The following is an 18,885-nucleotide window of genomic DNA, read 5'->3' as shown; positions in this document are numbered from 1 at the left end:
GGGCGGACGGCTGTGCCGCGACGGCAGCCGGCCGCGACCGGCGGCGACCGGCCTGCCAAGGCGGCTACCGCTTCGGCGGCGGCCCGTCCAGGGGCCGGCCAGGCACGCCGGGGCGGCGCTGCCACGGCCGGGGCCCGGACGGCGGCCGGTAGTCGACGCCCAGGGCGTCGAGCCGCCGGTAGTGGGCGGCCATCCGGCGCTCGAAACCGGCGAAGTCCCGCTCCGCCGGGGCGGGCAGGCGACTCCAGGCCACTTCGGCGAAGGCGGCCAGCCTGGGGAAGGCCTGGTAGTCCACGCGCGCGTGGTTCTCCATCACCTCGGTCCACAGGTTGGCCTGGGTACCCAGCACATGGCCGGCCTGCCGCGCGTCCAACTCCGGGGGAACGGGCTCGAAACGGTAGACGTCCTCCAGGGTGCGGACGAAGCCGATCGGTACGGGTTCGTCCGGGTCGGCGGCCTGCCGGTGGTCGAGGTAGACGTGCTGTTCGGGGCACATGACGACGTCGTGACCGGCGCGCGCGGCGGCGATCCCGCCCTGGTAGCCGCGCCAGGACGCCACGGCCGCGCCCTCGGCGAGCCCGCCCTCCAGGATCTCGTCCCAGCCGATGAGCCGGCGCCCGCGCGCGGTGAGCCAGCGGTCGAAGTGCCGGATGAACCAGGACTGCAACGCGTCCTCGTCGGCCAGCCCGAGTTCCTTGATGCGGGCCTGCGCGGCCGGCGACCGCCGCCACTGGTCCTTGGGGCATTCGTCGCCGCCGACGTGAATGAACGCCGAGAACGGCGAGAAGGCCGAGAAGGCCGGGGACGGCGGGTCCGCCGAGTCCGCCGGGAACTCGGTGGCGCCCGTGGGGAAGAGTTCCAGCAGTTCCTCGAACACCCCCTCATAGAACCGCAGGGTGGTGTCAGTGGGGGCGAGTACGTTCGGAGAGATCCCCCAGGTGTCCCAGACGGAGAGGGCGGTGGTGTCGATGACGTCGGTGTTGCCGAGTTCCGGATACGCGGCGATGGCGGCCTGCGAGTGGCCCGGTAGGTCGATTTCCGGGACGACGGCGATATGCCGCTCGGCTGCGTAGGCCACGATCTCCCGGATGTCGTCCTGGGTGTAGTGGCCACCGTGTGGCTTCTCCTCCCACAGCGGTGAGGCCCGGTGACCGAATTTCGTCCGTGCCCGCCAGGCTCCGGTCTCGGTCAGCTTGGGGTACCGCTTGATCTCCACCCGCCACCCCTGATCATCCGTCAGATGGAAGTGGAAGACGTTGAGTTTGTGCGCGGCCATCAGGTCCAGGTACCGAAGGACGCCTTCCTTGGGCGTGAAGTGCCGGGCCACGTCGAGCATGAGACCGCGCCAGCGGAACCGCGGGGCGTCCTCGACGGCGGTGCCGGGCACCGTCCAGCGGCGGCCGGGGGCGAGCGGGGCGCGCCGGAAGGCGTCGGGGCCGAGCAGTTGCCGCAGCGTCTGCGCGCCCCAGAACACGCCGGCCGGGCCGCCGCCGTGCACGGTGACGGCGTCGCCGTCGACGTGCAGCGTGTAGCCCTCCGGCCCGAGCCGGGCGGCCTCCTCGGGCCTGATCCGCAGCCGGAGGGCCCCGCCGCCGTCGGATCCGGGCGGCAGCGCGAACCCCGTGGCGGCCCCGAGCGCACCGCGCAGCCAGCGGGCGGTGCGCTCGGTGCCGGGTCCTGCGTCGATCACCGTGCCCGCGTCGAGCACGAAGCCGGCGCCGGCGGCCGGGTTCCCCGCCGTCAGGGGGGCCGGGATCAGTTCCGTCGTCGTCGAAGTCACGTCACTCCTTAACCGCTCCGCCCAGTCCGGAGACCAGCCGTCGCTGTACGAGTACGAAGAAGATCAGCACCGGAATCGTCATCACCGTGGACGCCGCCATCACCCCGCCCCAGTCCGGCTCGTCCGGCTTGTAGAAGACCAGAAGGGCCATCGGCAGGGTGGACTGCGACGTGTCGCTGATGATGAAGGACTTGGCGAACAGGAAGTCGTTCCAGGCCGAGATGAAGGAAAAGACGCTGGTGGCCACCAGACCCGGGAAGACGAGCGGGAATAGGATCTGCCACAGAAATCGCGTGCGGCTCGCCCCGTCGATGTACGCGGCCTCCTCCAGGGCCTCGGGCACCGCTTTCACGAAGCCCCGCAGCATCCAGATCGCGAAGGGCAGCGAGAAGGCGATGTGCGGCAGGATCAGCGAGCCGAGCGTGTTCAGTTGGCCGAAGTCCCGCATGAGGAAGAACAAGGGGATCGTGAGGGCTTCCACGGGCACCGTCTGGGCCACCAGGAACATGATCAACAAGGTGGTCCGGAAGCGGAAACGGAATCGGGTCACGGCGGTCGCCGCGAGAAACGCGATCAGTGCCGAGGCGATCACGACCGTGCACGCCACGACGAGGCTGTTGAGGAAGTACCGGCCGAATTCCTGCTGCCCGAAGACCCGCCGGAAGGCGTCGAGGGACGGCGTCAGGGTCCACGGCCGGGGCTCGTCCGACTCGATCTCGCCGGCCGGTTTGAAGGCGCTGAGCACCATCCAGTACAGCGGGAAGGCGACCACCGCGGCGACGAGGAGCGCCGTCGCCTCGGCCATCGCGCGGCCGGGCCGCCGCGGAAAGCCGCGCACAAGATTCACGAGACTCACAGCTCCTCCCCCTGCCGGCGCAGCGATCGCAGGTAGCCGAGCGTCACGGCGAGCAGGATCAGCAGCATCACGACGCCGATCGCCGAGCCGAGTCCGTACTGCGAGGAGGCGAACGCCTGCTGGTAGGCGTACACGTTCAGGACCAGGTTCTGGCCCGCGATGCCGCCGCCGTTGGTCATGACGTAGATCTGGGTGAACACCTTGAAGTCCCAGATGACCGACTGGATGGTGACGACCGTGAGGATCGGCCGGAGCATCGGGGCGAGCACGGACCGCCAGATCCGCCACTGCGAGGCGCCGTCGAGGGCGGCGGCCTCCAGCACCTCGGCGGGCACGGCGCGGATCCCGGCGTACACCGTGACCATCACGAACGGGAAGGAGCACCAGACGACTTCGAGGAGGACGAGGAGGAAGGCGCTGTAGCGGCCGTACGTCCACGAGTGGTCGCCCAGTCCCAGGAGCCGGTTGACCGGGCCGAAGTCCGGGTCGAAGAGGAACAGCCACACCGTCGAGCCGGTGACCGCCGGTGTCGCCCACGCGCCCAGCGCGGCCAGCATCAGCGCCAGCCGGGGCACGGCCCGTACGCGCGTGAGCAGGACGGCGAGGGCACAGCCGACGGCGAGGGTGGCGCCGACGCAGGCCGCGGCGAAGACGAGCGTGGCCAGCAGCACCTGCCAGAACTGGCCGTCGCCGAAGAGTTCCGCGTAGTTGCCGAACCCCTCGTAGGCGGCCGGTTCGCCGCCGCTGACCTGGGCCTGGGTGTACCGGAAGAACGAGATCAGGCCCAACTGGTAGATGGGGTAGACCAGCAGCCCGCCGAGGACCGCGAGGGCGGGCGCGAGATACAGCCAGGGCGTCCACCCGCTCGCCCCACGGGCCGCGCCACGGGCCCGCCGCGGCCCCCTGCCGTGCGGCTGCCGCCGCCCGGCCGCACCATCGCCCGACGGCGTCCGGCCCACGCGCACCGCATCACCCACCGCCGCCCCGACGCCGACGGTTTCGTTCCGGGCACGGGCGCGGGAATCGCCGTAGGACCGTACGGGACGGCGTGCGTCGCTGACGGCCGGGGAAGCGCGACCGCTCGTAGCACCCCATCTCCCAAGTTGCCGGCCGCCCTTCGGGGTGTGGCTGTTCATGGGGCTCATCCGGCGGAGCCGAACGCGGTGTTCATCTTCGCCGCCGCGTCCTTGGATGCCGCCGGCACGTTCTTCTTGCCGCTGATGACCTCCTGGAACAGGGTCGGAAGGACCAGGGAGGAGTCGATCTGGGACCAGGCGGGGGACGCCGGGACGAACTTGGTGCCGGCGGACAGCGTCCGCACGAAGGGCTTCACGAACGGCTGCCGCGCGGCGGCCTGGTCGCGCACGTCGGTGAACGTCGGCAGGAAGCCCATCGCGTCGAACAGCGCGGACTGCGTCTTCTTCGACGCCAGCCGTTCCATCAGGTCGACGGCCAGTGTGCGGTGCGTCGTGCTCTTCAGCACGCCGATGTTGTTGCCGCCCGCGAACGCGGGGGCGACCGAACCGGGCGTCACCCCCGGCAGCGGCACCACCGCGTACGCGCCCTTGACCTTCCCGGCCTCGACGGCCGCGTGGCTGAAGTCGCCGCCGATCACCATGCCCGCCTTGCCCGCCGCGAACGCGGTCACCGTGTCGTTGCCGGTCATGCCCGCGCACTTGGCGGCGGGGCAGTTGTCGTCGGAGAACAGGGATGTGTAGGCCTTGATGCCCTTCTGCGCGGCCGCGCTGTCGATCGCGGAGGCGTACGAGCCGCCCTTGCCGGTGGCGAGTTCGCCGCCGTTGGCCCAGACGAAGGGCAGCGCGCCGTAGGTGTAGGCGCCGCCGACGGCCAGGCCGTACAGGTCCGGCTCGGCCGCCCGGATCGCGCGGGCCGCGGTGGCCAGTTCGGCCATCGTCTTCGGCACCCGGAGGTCCAGGTCCTCGAAGACGTCGGTGCGGTAGTACAGGGCGCGGACGCCGACGTAGAAGGGCGCACCGTAGACCTTGTCGTCCACGGTGACCGACTGCCGGGCGGTCGGGTCGGCGTCCTCGGCCTCGCTCCAGGCGCCGAACTCCCGGGTGACGTCGAGGAGCCCACCGTCGCGGACGTAGCCGGCGGTGTCGGTGTTGCCGTACTCCATGACGTCCGGCGCGGACTTCGGATCGTTGAAGGCGGCCTTGACGCGCTGGGCGCGGGTCTCGACGGGGATGTACTCGACGTCGACCTTCACCCCCTCGTGGGCCTTCTCGAAGTCCGCCGTGACGGCGTCGACGACCTTCTCCTTCGGCTGGTTGCCGACCTCCTGGAAGAGCCACACGCGCAGGGTGCCGCTCTTGGCGTCCTCGTCGGAGGCGGAGTTGGAGGAGGACTGCGGGGCGCAGGCGGTGAGGACCAGGGCGGTCATCAGTGCGGGGGCGAGACGTGCGGACAGCTTCATGGAGTGACCCTCCGGAAGTGCGTTGCAGCATATGCAATGACGGTTTCGCTCTGCACAACACAGGGAGGCTATGAACTACATGAACATGCCGACAAGAGGTCTGAACCACTCTGTGACCCGGCCGACGCACTTCCCTCGCCGCCCCGGCACGACAAAGGCCCCCGGAGCACGCCAAAGCGCACCCGGAGACCTCGCGGGGTATCAGCCGGCGGGACGCCGGTTACTTGCCGTCGCCCTCGTCACCGCCGCTGCCCATGGATTCGTAGATCTCCTTGCACATGGGACACACGGGGTACTTCTTCGGGTCGCGGCCCGGCACCCACACCTTGCCGCACAGCGCCACGACGGGGGTGCCGTCCAGGGCGCTCGCCATGATCTTGTCCTTCTGGACGTAATGGGCGAAGCGCTCGTGGTCACCGTCGCCGTGGGACACCTGTGGCGTCGGCTCTACGAGGGTTCCCGTACCAGTCCCGCGCTCGGGCTCAAGAGTGCTCATACCAGCCAGGGTACTGAAGCCCGCACCCATCAGTTGAGAGACGGGTCGTCCGGGTACGTGGCCACCATCGCCAGCTCGCCGCGCTGACGGCGCAGCACCTCGCGCCACAGCCGCTCAGGGGAGGGCGAGGAGACATCACCGGGCTCGGACTCCACGACGTACCAGGCGCCCTCCACCAGTTCGTCCTCCAGCTGCCCGGGGCCCCAGCCGGCGTACCCGGCGAAGATCCGCAGCGAGCCGACGGCCGAGGCCAGCAGCTCGGGCGGGGCCTCCAGGTCGACGAGACCGATCGAGCCGTGCACCCGGCGCCAGCCCAGCGGGGCGCGGTCGCCGGACGCTCCCCCGGGGATGACGGCGACACCGAGCGCCGAGTCCAGCGAGACCGGCCCGCCCTGGAAGACCACTCCGGGCTCGCCGGCGAGGGCGGCCCAGCCCTCCAGGATGTCGCCCACGTCCACCGGGGTCGGCCGGTTGAGGACCACACCGAGGGAGCCCTCCTCGTCGTGGTCGAGAAGGAGCACCACCGCGCGGTCGAAGTTCGGGTCCGCCAGGGCGGGCGTTGCCACGAGCAACCGCCCTGTGAGCGAGGACACCTCGGTCATGCCAGACATGATCCCGCATCTTCTGGCCGAGTGGGGAGCCAACGGGGGTACGCGGGTGAATGCGGCCGGGTTTCACGGGTGCGGCGGGGGACCGGGGCTGATGGGACCGTGTTCCGGGGCGGCGGCGTGTCACCCCCGGGGCCGGATGGCACGCGCCCGGCCACCCCCGCGGCCGGTGACCCCATGTGCCCGTCGGGAAACGGTTCGTGTTGTGACACAGCTATGACGCGACTGGGCGCCCTTTGGGCTTACGGGAGGGGGGCTCACGGCGATTACTCTGTCTCTCTCTGGCCCTGCCCCCTCCACGGAACGCGAGTTACATGACCGTCAACGACGATGTCCTCCTTGTCCACGGCGGAACCCCGCTGGAGGGCGAGATCCGTGTCCGCGGTGCGAAGAACCTCGTGCCGAAGGCCATGGTCGCCGCTCTGCTGGGCAGTGCGCCGAGCCGGCTGCGCAACGTGCCGGACATCCGGGACGTCCGGGTCGTCCGCGGGCTGCTCCAGCTGCACGGGGTGACGGTGCGTCCGGGTGACGAACCCGGCGAGCTGGTGCTGGATCCGACGCACGTGGAGAGCGCGAACGTCGCTGACATCGATGCCCATGCGGGCTCCTCGCGCATCCCGATCCTGTTCTGCGGCCCGCTGCTGCACCGGCTGGGGCACGCGTTCATCCCGGGCCTTGGCGGCTGTGACATCGGCGGCCGGCCCATCGACTTCCACTTCGACGTGCTGCGGCAGTTCGGCGCGGCCATCGAGAAACGCGCGGACGGCCAGTACCTGGAGGCACCCAAGGGGCTGCGCGGCACCAAGATCCGGCTGCCGTACCCGTCCGTGGGCGCGACCGAGCAGGTGCTGCTGACGGCCGTACTCGCCGAAGGCGTCACGGAGTTGTCCAACGCGGCCGTCGAACCGGAGATCGAGGACCTGATCTGCGTCCTGCAGAAGATGGGCGCGATCATCGCGATGGACACCGACCGCACCATCCGCATCACGGGTGTGGACAAGCTCGACGGCTACGCCCACCGGGCCCTTCCGGACCGGCTGGAGGCCGCGTCGTGGGCGTCGGCGGCGCTCGCGACCGAGGGCAACATCTACGTCCACGGCGCCCAGCAGCGCTCGATGATGACCTTCCTGAACACCTACCGGAAGGTGGGCGGCGCCTTCGAGATCGACGACGAGGGCATACGCTTCTGGCATCCCGGCGGCCAGCTGAAGTCCATCGCGCTGGAGACGGATGTGCACCCGGGCTTCCAGACCGACTGGCAGCAGCCGCTCGTGGTGGCGCTCACCCAGGCGACGGGCCTGTCCATCATCCACGAGACGGTCTACGAGTCCCGGCTGGGCTTCACCTCAGCGCTGAACCAGATGGGCGCGCACATCCAGCTGTACCGCGAGTGCCTCGGCGGCTCCGACTGCCGTTTCGGGCAGCGTAACTTCCTGCACTCCGCGGTCGTCTCGGGCCCCACCCGCCTACAGGGCGCCGATCTCGTCATCCCGGACCTGCGGGGCGGCTTCTCGTATCTGATCGCCGCGTTGGCCGCGCAGGGCACGTCCCGGGTGCACGGCATCGACCTCATCAACCGCGGCTACGAGAACTTCATGGAAAAGCTCGTCGAACTCGGCGCGAAGGTAGAACTCCCCGGCAAGGCCCTCAGCTAGCCGCCGCACTCAACCGCCCACACGAAATGAGGCGGCCCCCCGCCAAGAGGGCCGCCCCATTTATCGAATTCCGCGCCCGCCGCGGACGCGCCCCGAAGGGGCGCGGGGAACTGCGCGACCAGCCACAACCGACCCGCAGTCACCCACGACACACCAGCCGAACGACGCTCCCGTGGACCACCACCCAACCGTCACACGAAAATGGGCGGCCCCCCGCCAAGGAGGCCGCCCCATTTATCGAATTCCGCGCCCGCCGCGGACGCGCCCCGAAGGGGCGCGGGGAACTGCGCGACCAGCCACAACCGACCCGCAGTCACCCACGACACACCAGCCGAACGACGCTCCCGTGGACCACCGCTCGAAGCGGAGCGCTTACTTGCCCTTGGCCGATTCCTTGAGCTTGCTGCCCGCGGAGACCTTCACGCTGTAGCCGGCGGGGATGTTGATGGGCTCGCCGGTCTGCGGGTTGCGGGCGGTGCGAGCGGCCCGGTGGGTGCGCTCGAAGGTCAGGAAGCCGGGGATGGTGACCTTCTCGTCGCCCTTGGAGACGACGTCACCGACGACCTCGGCGAACGCGGCCAGAACGGCGTCGGCGTCCTTGCGGGTCACTTCGGCGCGGTCGGCCAGCGCGGCCACCAGCTCACTGCGATTCATTTTGTTACTCCCGTGTTCTTCTTGCTGTTGGGGCGTGCCACGCGGCCGGAGCCGCAGATCAGGCACAGCGAAGCCGATACGCTCGCGCCCAGGGACGCATCCTGCCCCCACCTGCGGCGGGAAAGCCAATCCGGCACCCGTAGGAGTCGTGAGAACACCCTAGGGAGTCACACGAAAAGCGCCTGCTCGGCCGTCACCCTAGAGGGCGCCCGGCGTCAGGAGGTTCCGCGACGCGCCGGTGCGAGGCCGCCATGTCGATCGTCACGCCTTGCACACTACGGTACGAGGCGCTACATCGCGCCCGCGGCCGCCCTGGCCGCGTCCCGCACCGCGCCGGCCACCGCGCCCGCGACCTTGTCGTTGAAGACGCTCGGCACGATGTAGTTCGGGTTCAGTTCGTCCTCGGTGACCACGTCGGCCAGCGCCTGCGCCGCGGCCAGCATCATCTCCGTGTTGACGGTGTGGGACTGGGCGTCCAGCAAACCGCGGAAGACGCCCGGGAAGACCAGCACGTTGTTGATCTGGTTCGGGAAGTCGGAGCGGCCGGTGGCCACAACTGCGGCCGTCTGACGGGCGATTGCCGGGTCGACCTCGGGGTCCGGATTCGCGAGCGCGAACACGATCGCGCCGTCCGCCATGGCCGCCACGTCGACGCCGTCGAGCACGTTCGGGGCGGAGACACCGATGAAGACATCCGCGTCGCGCACGGCCTCCTTCAAGGTGCCGGTGAGGCCCTCGGGGTTGGTGTTGTCGGCGATCCAGCGCAGCGGCGAGTCGGTGGGCGCGGCCAGCAGGTCCTCGCGGCCGGCGTGCACGACGCCGTGGATGTCGGCGACGACGGCGTTCTTGACACCCGCGGCGAGCAGCAGCTTGAGGATGGCCGTACCCGCCGCGCCGGCCCCGGACATGACGACGCGGACGTTCTCGATCGCCTTGCCCACCACGCGCAGCGCGTTGGTCAGTGCCGCCAGGACGACGATCGCGGTGCCGTGCTGGTCGTCGTGGAAGACGGGGATGTCAAGGGCCTCGCGCAGCCTGGCCTCGATCTCGAAGCAGCGGGGCGCGGAGATGTCCTCCAGGTTGATGCCGGCGAAGCCGGGGGCGATCGCCTTGACGATCTCGACGATCTGGTCGGTGTCCTGGGTGTCGAGGCACAGCGGCCAGGCGTCGATGCCGGCGAACCGCTTGAACAGGGCCGCCTTGCCCTCCATGACGGGCAGCGCGGCCTTCGGGCCGATGTTGCCGAGGCCCAGCACCGCGGAGCCGTCCGTCACAACCGCAACGGAGTTGCGTTTGATGGTGAGCCGGCGGGCGTCCTCCGGGTTCTCGGCGATCGCCATGCAGACCCGGGCCACCCCGGGTGTGTAGACCATGGACAGGTCGTCACGGTTGCGGATGGGGTGCTTGGACTGCATCTCGATCTTGCCGCCGAGGTGCATGAGGAACGTACGGTCGGAGACCTTGCCGAGTGTGACGCCCTCGATGCCGCGCAGCTTCTCCACGATCTCGTCGGCGTGCCCGGTCGAGGTGGCCGCGATGGTGACGTCGATACGGAGCTTCTCGTGGCCGGACGCGGTGACGTCGAGGCCGGTCACCGAGCCTCCGGAGGATTCCACCGCGGTGGTGAGCTGCGAGACGGCGGTTCCGCTCGCGGGCACCTCCAGCCGGATGGTCATCGAGTAGGAGACGCTGGGCGCCGTTGCCATGGCCGACTTCCTCTGCTTTCACCGTGTCGCGAAGTTGTGCCGTCCGATCGTCGCACCTACCCCCGAGTACGTGGTAGCCGCCCCGGATTGCGGACGTATTGTTCACCGGTACGCCTTGATCGCGGAAAATGACTTCCACCATACGAGAGCTGACCGGGCAAGGAAAGAGGCCCACGTCCCGATGAGACGTGGGCCTCTCCACCGTTCATGACACCGACCCGCCATGCTCGCCTCGCGGCAAGTGGTCGCTCGTGGCGACGAAGGTTGGGCCCGGGGGCTTGGATCGAGCCGGTGTCACACCCAGGCTAACAAACGGATCCCGTACAGCCATTCCCGTCCGCAGAGTTCATCGCGCGTTCAGTCCCGCAGGAGGTCCGGCACCCCGGCCGCGTCCGGCTCGTCCCGGTCCCCCGAGACGACCGTCAGCTGCTGGGTGGCGCGGGTCAGCGCGACGTACAGCACCCGCAGGCCGGCCGGGCTCTCGTCGGCGATCTCCGCCGGGCAGACCACGACCGTCGCGTCGTACTCCAGGCCCTTGGCCTCCAGGCTGCCGAGCGCCACCACCCGGTCGCCGAGCCCGGCCAGCCAGCGCGCGGCCTCCGCGCGCCGGTTCATGGCGACGACGACGCCGACCGTGCCGTCCACGAGGCCCAGCAGCCGCTCAGCCTCCGTGCGCACGGTCTTCTCCAGGGAGTCCCGCAGCACGGTGAAGCGCGGCTCGACCCCGGTGGAGCGCACCGCGGTCGGGGACTCGGAGCCCGGCATCGCAAGGGCCAGCACCTTCGACGCCAGGTCGGCGATCTCGGAGGGGTTGCGGTAGTTCACGGTGAGCCGGAAGCGCCGGGCGCGCGCGGAGCGGCCCGCTGCCCCGCCCCCGCCGGGCCGCTGGTGCGAGCCGGGCACGCGGGTGCCCAGGGCCTCGTCTCGGGCCTCGGCCGCCTCGTCCGGGTCGGACCAGGAGGACTGGGCCGGGTCGCCGACGACCGTCCAGCTGGCGTGCCGCCCGCGCCGGCCGACCATCCGCCACTGCATCGGCGTGAGGTCCTGCGCCTCGTCGACGATGACGTGCGCGTACTCGACGCGCTCCTGCGCGAGCCGCTCGGCCCGCTCGCGCTGCGACTCCTCGCGCACCGGCATCAGCTCCTCCAGGCCGGTGAGCTGGTCCAGCGGGTCCAGTTCGCGTCTCTTGCGGGGGCGGGCCGGGGTGCCGAGGATCGCCTGGAGCTCGTCGAGCATCGCGATGTCGTGCACGGAGTACCCGTCCCGCTTCAGGGAGCGGGCCACCTTGCGGATCTCGCCCGGGTTGAGGATGCGGCGGGCCCAGCGGCCGAGCCTGCGCTCGTCGGCCATCGCGTCCAGGACGTCCTTCGGGGTCAGCTCCGGCCACCACGCCTCCAGGAAGGCGATGAAGGCGTCCTCGCCGGTGACGTCCTCGTCGAACGAGGCGCGCAGCTCGGCGGCCAGCTCCGGGTCGCCGTGCCGGGCGGCGGCACCGGACTGCTCGTACAGGGCGTCCAGGAGCAGCCTGCGGGCACGCGGGCGCAGCAGGTTCACGGGGGCGGTGCCGCCGAGCGCGGTGCGGCGGATGCGGTCCAGTTCGGCGGCCCCCAGCTCCAGCCGCCGCCCGAAGGCGACGACACGGAGCCGGCCGGGCGTCCCCGAGGGGGCCTGCGGGCGGGCGTCGGTGTCGTCGTCCTCACCGAGGGCGAGCTGTCCGGCGGACGGTCCCGCGCCGCTGGCCGACCCCGACTCCAGCGCCCCGCGTGCCGCCTTCCGCAGCACCTTCAGCATCCGGTACGACCCCTTCGCCCGCGCCACCGACGGCGCGTCGTACAGCGTGGCCGCCGCGCCGTCGACGAGCGAGCCGATCGCCCGGATCGCGACCTGGCCCTCCTCGCCGAGCGAGGGCAGCACGCCCTCGGTGTACGCCACCAGCAGCGGGGTCGGCGAGACGATCAGGATGCCGCCCGCGTACCGGCGCCGGTCCTGGTAGAGGAGGTAGGCCGCCCGGTGCAGCGCGACCGCCGTCTTGCCCGTGCCGGGCCCGCCCTCCACATACGTCACCGAGCCGGCGGGGGCGCGGATGACCAGGTCCTGCTCGGCCTGGATGGAGGAGACGATGTCCCGCATGGTGTGGCCGCGGGCCTGGCCCAGCGCGGCCATCAGGGCGCCGTCGCCGATCACCGGCAGCCGTCGGCCGTCCAGGAAGGCGGTCAGCTCGGGGCGCATGAGGTCGTCCTCGACGCCCAGCACCCGGCGCCCCTTGGAGCGGATGACGCGGCGGCGCACGACCCGTCCGGGGTCGACGGGGGTGGCGCGGTAGAAGGGGGCCGCCGCGGGGGCCCGCCAGTCGATGACGAGCGGCGCGTAGTCCTCGTCCAGCACGCCGATGCGTCCGATGTGCAGGGTCTCGGCGATGTCGGCGGTGTCGTCGGTGCGCACCGCGCCCTCGGCGGGTTCGACGGCGGTGTAGGCGCCGTCGGGGCCCTTCTTGCCGTCCTTGCCGAGGAGCAGGTCGATCCGGCCGAACAGGAAGTCCTCGAACTCGTTGTTCAGCCGGTTGAGGTGGATGCCCGCCCGGAAGACCTGCGCGTCGCGCTCGGCGAGCGCGCCGGGCGTGCCGACCTGGCCGCGCCGGGCCGCGTCGTCCATGAGGAACTCGGCCTCGTGGATCTTCTCCCCAAGCCGCCGGTACACCCGGTCCAGGTGTTCCTGTTCGATGCCGATCTCCCGGTCCCGTACGGAATCGTGGACCGAGCCGACGGCGGATTGCTGAGCCTGAGCGGCCACCGGGCCCCCTTCTGACGTGCTGGGCAGCCGTCAACCGTACGCGAAGGGGGCCCATGGAAGCTACGGCCGCCCGGCGGATCCCGCCGGACGGACTCACACGTCGACGCCGGACGGGCTCACGCGTCGATCTGGACGAGCTTCTTGCCGCTGAAGGTCATGACCTCGAAGTGGTCGATCTCGTCCGGTTGCAGGGACGCCCCGCCGCGGACGTAGAGGGGGTTCTTGGCCTCCTCGGTCTTGGCGTCCGGCAGGCCGTAGCCCCAGTTCGGCACGGACCAGGAGGTCACCGTCTCGCGCTCGCCGTTCTTGCCGACGGCGATCAGCGAGCACTTCTGCGGTCCGGTGACGTTCTTCAGCTCCAGCACGGTGTCCGCGCCCCAGAGCTTCTTCTCCACCGCGACCGTCGCGGTGACGTGCGTCTTCGGGTCGGTCGCCGTGACCTTGTCCGACATGGTGGTGAACGCGGTCCGGGCGGGCGGCGCGGCCACGGTGCCGGTGCCGCCGTCCGAGCCGCCGCTCGCCGCCAGCACGGTCAGCGGACCGCCGATGATCAGCGCGGCCGCCGCGGCGACCAGGTAGAAGCTCCGCCGGCGCTTGCGGGCGCGGCGCTCGGCGACCTCGTCGACCAGCTTCTCCGCGAGCCGCGGGCTGGGCTTGGCGGACAGCGACTCCCCGATCGCGGGCGTACCGGCCCCCGGCAGGTCCGCGAGCGCGGCCAGCATGGGCTCCATCCCGGCCAGCTCGTCGAGCTGCTGCGCGCACCATTCGCACCCCGCGAGGTGGGCTTCAAAAGCCGTCGCCTCGGCGTCGTCGAGGATGCCGAGCGCGTAGGCGCCGACCGTCTCGTGCTCGTTGGGCGCCGGAGATCCCTGCCTGGGGCTCATGGGGCCAGACATACCCGGACCACCCGTGCTGAATCCGTTGAGTCCCCCGTACCCACTCATCACGCCGTCACCCCCCGCTCCTCCAGTGCCAGCTTCATCGAACGCAGGGCGTAGAACACCCGTGAGCGGACCGTGCCGCTCGGTATGCCCAGGGTCTCGGCCGCCTCATTGACGGTACGCCCCTTGAAGTACGTCTCGACGAGCACCTCCCGGTGGGCCGGGGTCAGGTCGTCGAGCGCGTCAGACAGCGTCATCAGCCACAGCGCCTTGTCGATCTCGTCCTCCGCGGGGATGACCTCCAGCGGCGACGGATCGACCTCCTGCGGCCGGGCCTGCCGGCTGCGGTGGCCGTCGATGACGATGCGGCGCGCGACCGTCACCAGCCAGGGGCGTACCGATCCGGTCGCTCGATTGAGTTGACCGGCGTTCTTCCAGGCACGGATGAGCGTCTCCTGCACCACGTCCTCGGCGCGCTGCCGGTCTCCGGCGACCAGCCGGAGGACATAGGCGAGGAGGGGTCCCGCGTGCTCGCGATACAGCGCACGCATCAGCTCCTCGTCGGGCTCCGAGGGCTGGGACATGCGATGTCGGGCCCTCGATCCACGTTCATTGGCCACGACGGAATCCTTGCGCACGCCCACCTCCGATGTCCGGGGGTTCCCCCAGTCGGTCGCTCGACCACGGGTACGGATGCGGAGTGCGGCGTGTTCAAAGAGGGGTGACTGTTTTCCTCGGTGTGCCGCGACGAGAGGGACATGCGCGCACATTCCCACCGCGTTTTCTTTACATTTCCGACACGCCGCCCGGAGAGTTGGCGCTGCCCGCACGTCGACGCGAACAAACACCGTGTTACGCAGATCACTTCCCCAACTGACGTGCGACTGCACCCGGTTGAGGGAAGGGCACGCGCGGCGCGCGAGCGGGGTCGAGTTGAGGAGCAGCAGACAGGCGCCGGATGCGAGCCGGGGCGGGGTTGAGGGCGGCAGGCGCGCCGGACGGGAGCGGGGGCGGGGTTGGGGGCGGTGGGCGCGCACCGGACGGGAGCGGGGGCGGGTTGAGATAAGGCAGGGGCCCGGCGAGCACACACCGGCCGTGGGCCGGGCGGGGGTGGGGCGCGGCAAACACACACCGCACGGGAGCCGGACGAAGCCGCGGCCCGGCGAGCGTGTGCCGGACGTGGGGCGGGGCAAGGGCGTAGGTGGGCGGGGTTGGGGCTGGCGTGGGGGCGGGGTCAGGGGCGGGGCAGGGCTGTTCGGCGGCGGTGGCGGGCCACCCGCTCCCGGTTTCCGCAGACCTCGCTGGAGCACCAGCGCCTGCGCCGCCCGCGGGACGTGTCCAGGTACACGATGGGGCAGTTGTCCCCCTCGCACTCCCGGACGGCCGCCCACGCCACGGGGTCGGTGAGCAGTTCCACGGCGTCCCGCGCGAGGGCCCCGAGCAGCGCCGCGCACTCGGGCGGACCGGCCAGCTCCCGCACGAGGGCGCCGTCGCCGCGGCGCACCGCGCGCGGCGCCGGGGCCGCGGTCTGCGCGACCGTGTTGACCCGGGCGAGCGCGAGATCGTACGGCCGCCCGTCCCCCTTGACACCGCCGCACACCAACTGGCCGATGTGTCCGCGCAGTTCACGGAAGCCGACCAGCCAGGAGGCGTCGGCATGGGCCAGTGGGGTGCCGGGCGGTACGAGTCCGGAGCCGAGGATCCAGGCGCGCAACGACTCCACCGCGTGCAGCCGTTCCTCGGGGTGCGTGGTCGCGAGGAGGTCCAGACAGCTCCGTCCGGCGTGGAACCGCGGCTCGTAGGGGGCCGTACCCAGTGCCATGTGCCAGTCACCGCCTAGGGCAGGGAACCGTTCCCTCCCCCACAGTGCCTGCCCGCTTCCGCGCCCGGAACCCCTCACACCGCCCGAGGCCGGTACGCGCCGCACGGCACGGGCGACTCCCGGCGGCCTGGCACCGCACGGCACCGCACGGCACCGCACGGCACACAGGCTGGCCGGGATGCCGAGGCACCGGCCCGCACCCGGCACAAGCCCGGTACAGACCGCCTGCCCAGGCCCGACACGAGCAGGCACCCGCGCCGTGCGAGCCGCGCGTATGCGGAGAGGACATGACGCGTGCGCTCGTGCTGTACGGCCACGCGCACCGGAGGCCGGCCTGACCGCACGCCCCGGCAACCGCCCCGGCCCCGGCGGGACGGGACGGTCAACCGCCGTCAGCCGTCGGCGTACTTCGCGTCCGCCGCCGGATCCAGGGCCAGCCGGTAGCCGCGTTTGACCACCGTCTGGATCAGTCTGGGCGTGCCCAGGGCCGTACGCAGCCGGGCCATCGCCGTCTCCACGGCGTGCTCGTCCCGCCCGGCGCCGGGCAGCGCCCGCAGCAGTTCGGCCCGGCCGACCACCCACCCCGGCCGCCGCGACAGCGCCCGCAGCAGCGACATCCCGGCCGGCGGCACCGGCCGGAGTTCGCCGTCCACCAGCACCGCCTGCCCCCGGATCTCCACCCGGTGCCCGGCGATCGGCAACACCCGTGCCCGGCCCGGCAGTTCCTGGCACAGCACCTGCACGAGCGGCCCGAGCCGAAAGCGCTCCGGCTGCACCGTGGTCACCCCGCGGGCCTCCAACGGCAGCGCGGTCACCGGCCCGACGCACGCGGGCAGCACGGCGTGGTGGAAGGCGTCCAGCAACTCGCTCAGCAGGCCCCGCTCCTCCGCCCGGGACAGCAGCGACGCGGCGGCGGGCGCACTGGTGAAGGTGAGCGCGTCCAGTCCTCGGGTCAGGGCCGCGTCCAGCAACCGGTCCACCGGGCCGATGTCCTCGGGCGGCATCCACCGGTACACCGGCACCGGAAGCACCTCAGCTCCGCCGGCCCGCAGCGCCTCCACGAACCCGGGCAGCGGTTCCCCGTGCAGTTGCACGGCGACCCGTCGCCCGGCCACGCCCTCCTCCAGCAGCCGGTCGAGGACCTCGGCCATCGACTCGCTGGCCGGCGACCACTCCTCGGTCAGTCCCGCGGCCCGGATCGCGCCCTTCACCTTGGGCCCGCGCGCCAGCAGTTCGACGCCGCGCAGCCGCCCGAGCAGCGGCTCGCCGAGCCCCCACCCGTCGGCCGCCTCGACCCAGCCGCGGAAGCCGATGGCGGTGGTGGCCACCACCACGTCGGGCGCCCGGTCGATGATCTCCTTGGTCGCGGCGAGCAGTTCGCCGTCGTCGGCCAGGGGCACGATGCGCAGGGCGGGCCCGTGCACGACGACGGCACCGCGCCGCTGGAGCAGCGCCCCGAGTTCGTCGGCCCGGCGCGCGGCCGTCACGCCCACGGTGAACCCCGCGAGGGGCCCGTGGTCCGGTCGCTGCTGTTCGTCGTACATGGCCCTCGTCCCGTACTCCAGTCGTCGTACCACTGGTTTTCGTACTCTTCGTACTCTTCTCGTACGCTTCTCGCACTCTTCGTACCGCAGATCGTCGTTCAGCAGACGGCGGTACCGATGAAGCCGATTCGGTACCTGCCGTACCGAACGAGCCTGTCAACGGCGCATGACAGGCTCGGTTCGGCTCGATGTCCACGGTGTTACGTCACACCTCGGCGTAGCTGAGCTGCCGTTTCGTCTCGGTGGCCGCCTCGGTGGCGGCCACGGTGGCCGGCCGGCGAAGGTATACGGCCCAGGTGACCGCGAAGCAGACGGCGTAGAAGGCGAGGAAGGCGACGAACGCGCCGGTGCCGGAGCCGGAGCTGAGGAACGACTGCCGGAAGGCGAGGTTGATGCCGACCCCGCCGAGCGCGCCGACCGCTCCGATGAGCCCCATCGAGGCCCCGGACAGCCGCCGCCCGTACCGCGCGGCCTCCTCGCCCGTCAGCCCCGAGGCCAGCGCCTTGGCCTGGAAGATGCCGGGGATCATCTTGTACGTCGAGCCGTTGCCGAGCCCGGTGAGCGCGAACAGGACGACGAACACGACGACGAACAGCGCCAGCGACTCCCGCAGACCGGCGACGACGAGCACGGCGGTGGCCGCCGCCATGGCCACATAGGTCCACAGCGTGATGCGGGCGCCGCCGTACCGGTCGGCGAGCCGGCCGCCCAGGGGCCGCACCAGCGAGCCGAGCAGCGGCCCGATGAAGGTGAGGTAGGCGGCCTGAAGCGGCGTACGGCCGAACTGGGTGGTCAGCACCTGCCCGAAGGCGAAGCTGTAGCCGATGAACGACCCGAACGTGCCGACATAGAGGAAGGACATGATCCAGGTGTGCCCGTCCTTCGCGGCGTCCCGGGCGGCCCCGGTGTCGTTCTTCACGGTGGCGAGGTTGTCCATGAAGACGGCGGCGAGGACCGCCGCGACGACGATCAGCGGGATGTAGACCCCGAGCAGCACCCGCGGCCCGCCGCCGGCCCCGATGATCGCGAGGGCGACGAGCTGGATGACCGGCACGCCGACGTTTCCGCCGCCCGCGTTGAGCCCGAGCGCCCAGCCCTTCTGCCGCAGCGGGAAGAAGGCGTTGATGTTGGTCATGGAAGAGGCGAAGTTCCCGCCGCCGATGCCGGCCAGCAGGCCGATCCCCAGGAAGGTGGCGAAGGACGTGCCCGGCTCCATCACGACGAACGCGGCGACCGTCGGGACCAGCAGCAGACCGGCGGAGACGATCGTCCAGTTCCGCCCGCCGAAGACCGCGACGGCGAAGGTGTACGGCACCCGGACGACCGCGCCGACCAGCGTGACCATGGACGTCAGCAGGAACTTGTCGGCCGGGGTCAGACCGTACTCCGGGCCCATGAAGAGCACCAGCACGGACCACAGGGTCCAGATCGAGAAGCCGATGTGCTCGCAGAGCACGGAGAAGTACAGGTTGCGCCGGGCGATCCGCTCCCCGGTCGTCCTCCAGAAGGTCTCGTCCTCGGGATCCCAGTCCTGGATCCAGCGACCTCCCCCGCCGCTCGGTGCGGGGGCCGTACCAGTGGCTGTCATGACGCCTCCAGGGTGCTGCGGGGGTCGGTTGCTGTCGGTTGGAAGGTAGGAAGGGCGCGTTTCCGGTC

At 71.2% G+C, this 18,885-nt stretch carries 15 protein-coding genes; 1 reads left to right on the top strand and 14 read right to left on the bottom strand.

Going from position 1 to position 18,885, the window contains the following annotated elements:
• Positions 1 to 64 precede the first annotated feature (64 nt).
• From ACFYTE_RS29265 to ACFYTE_RS29240, 6 genes are all read right to left on the bottom strand, one after another.
• Positions 65 to 1,780, bottom strand: a complete 1,716-nt coding sequence (locus ACFYTE_RS29265) for a beta-N-acetylhexosaminidase (RefSeq protein ID WP_388716667.1) — start codon at positions 1,778 to 1,780, stop codon at positions 65 to 67.
• A gap of 1 nt (position 1,781) precedes the next feature.
• Complete coding sequence (locus ACFYTE_RS29260; protein ID WP_388716664.1) at positions 1,782 to 2,627, bottom strand: carbohydrate ABC transporter permease; 846 nt, start codon at positions 2,625 to 2,627, stop codon at positions 1,782 to 1,784.
• A 5-nt stretch (positions 2,628 to 2,632) separates the two neighbouring features.
• Positions 2,633 to 3,595, bottom strand: coding sequence for a carbohydrate ABC transporter permease (locus ACFYTE_RS29255; RefSeq protein ID WP_388716661.1), 963 nt, complete (start codon positions 3,593 to 3,595; stop codon positions 2,633 to 2,635).
• 182 nt (positions 3,596 to 3,777) lie between these two features.
• The gene (locus ACFYTE_RS29250) at positions 3,778 to 5,073 is read right to left on the bottom strand and encodes an extracellular solute-binding protein (RefSeq protein ID WP_388716658.1); all 1,296 of its coding nucleotides are present in this window, start codon (positions 5,071 to 5,073) and stop codon (positions 3,778 to 3,780) included.
• A 220-nt stretch (positions 5,074 to 5,293) separates the two neighbouring features.
• The gene (locus ACFYTE_RS29245; protein ID WP_351736304.1) at positions 5,294 to 5,569 is read right to left on the bottom strand and encodes a DUF3039 domain-containing protein; all 276 of its coding nucleotides are present in this window, start codon (positions 5,567 to 5,569) and stop codon (positions 5,294 to 5,296) included.
• 29 nt (positions 5,570 to 5,598) lie between these two features.
• Complete coding sequence (locus tag ACFYTE_RS29240) at positions 5,599 to 6,171, bottom strand: YqgE/AlgH family protein (protein WP_388716654.1); 573 nt, start codon at positions 6,169 to 6,171, stop codon at positions 5,599 to 5,601.
• A gap of 320 nt (positions 6,172 to 6,491) precedes the next feature.
• Between ACFYTE_RS29240 and murA the strand changes: the two genes are divergently transcribed.
• A complete protein-coding gene (gene murA, locus ACFYTE_RS29235) occupies positions 6,492 to 7,832 on the top strand; it encodes a UDP-N-acetylglucosamine 1-carboxyvinyltransferase (RefSeq protein WP_388716651.1) in 1,341 nt (446 codons plus the stop codon).
• A gap of 372 nt (positions 7,833 to 8,204) precedes the next feature.
• Here murA and ACFYTE_RS29230 read toward each other — a convergent pair whose 3' ends face one another.
• The 8 genes from ACFYTE_RS29230 to ACFYTE_RS29195 form a co-directional block, all read right to left on the bottom strand.
• Positions 8,205 to 8,486, bottom strand: coding sequence for an HU family DNA-binding protein (locus tag ACFYTE_RS29230; RefSeq protein WP_351736298.1), 282 nt, complete (start codon positions 8,484 to 8,486; stop codon positions 8,205 to 8,207).
• Positions 8,487 to 8,776: 290 nt separating this feature from the next.
• Entirely contained in the window at positions 8,777 to 10,192 is a 1,416-nt protein-coding gene (locus ACFYTE_RS29225; protein ID WP_388716647.1) for an NAD-dependent malic enzyme, read from the bottom strand.
• Between the two features lie 357 nt (positions 10,193 to 10,549).
• A complete protein-coding gene (locus tag ACFYTE_RS29220) occupies positions 10,550 to 12,982 on the bottom strand; it encodes a HelD family protein (protein ID WP_388716643.1) in 2,433 nt (810 codons plus the stop codon).
• 116 nt (positions 12,983 to 13,098) lie between these two features.
• On the bottom strand, positions 13,099 to 13,866 hold the full coding sequence (locus ACFYTE_RS29215; RefSeq protein ID WP_388716640.1) for an anti-sigma factor family protein: 768 nt from the start codon (positions 13,864 to 13,866) through the stop codon (positions 13,099 to 13,101).
• A 59-nt stretch (positions 13,867 to 13,925) separates the two neighbouring features.
• On the bottom strand, positions 13,926 to 14,447 hold the full coding sequence (locus tag ACFYTE_RS29210) for a sigma-70 family RNA polymerase sigma factor (protein ID WP_010039908.1): 522 nt from the start codon (positions 14,445 to 14,447) through the stop codon (positions 13,926 to 13,928).
• 650 nt (positions 14,448 to 15,097) lie between these two features.
• Positions 15,098 to 15,685, bottom strand: coding sequence for a CGNR zinc finger domain-containing protein (locus ACFYTE_RS29205; protein ID WP_388716637.1), 588 nt, complete (start codon positions 15,683 to 15,685; stop codon positions 15,098 to 15,100).
• Between the two features lie 392 nt (positions 15,686 to 16,077).
• Positions 16,078 to 17,229, bottom strand: coding sequence for a uroporphyrinogen-III synthase (locus ACFYTE_RS29200; protein WP_388716635.1), 1,152 nt, complete (start codon positions 17,227 to 17,229; stop codon positions 16,078 to 16,080).
• A gap of 205 nt (positions 17,230 to 17,434) precedes the next feature.
• Positions 17,435 to 18,817: a nitrate/nitrite transporter gene (locus tag ACFYTE_RS29195; RefSeq protein WP_388716632.1), complete on the bottom strand. Its 1,383-nt coding sequence runs from the start codon at positions 18,815 to 18,817 to the stop codon at positions 17,435 to 17,437.
• Positions 18,818 to 18,885 lie beyond the last annotated feature (68 nt).

Source organism: Streptomyces sp. NPDC004629 (assembly GCF_042873595.1).
Classification (GTDB): Bacteria; Actinomycetota; Actinomycetes; order Streptomycetales; family Streptomycetaceae; genus Streptomyces.
Note: the sequence above shows the minus strand (reverse complement) of the source record. Positions and strands in the feature narration are given on the sequence as shown.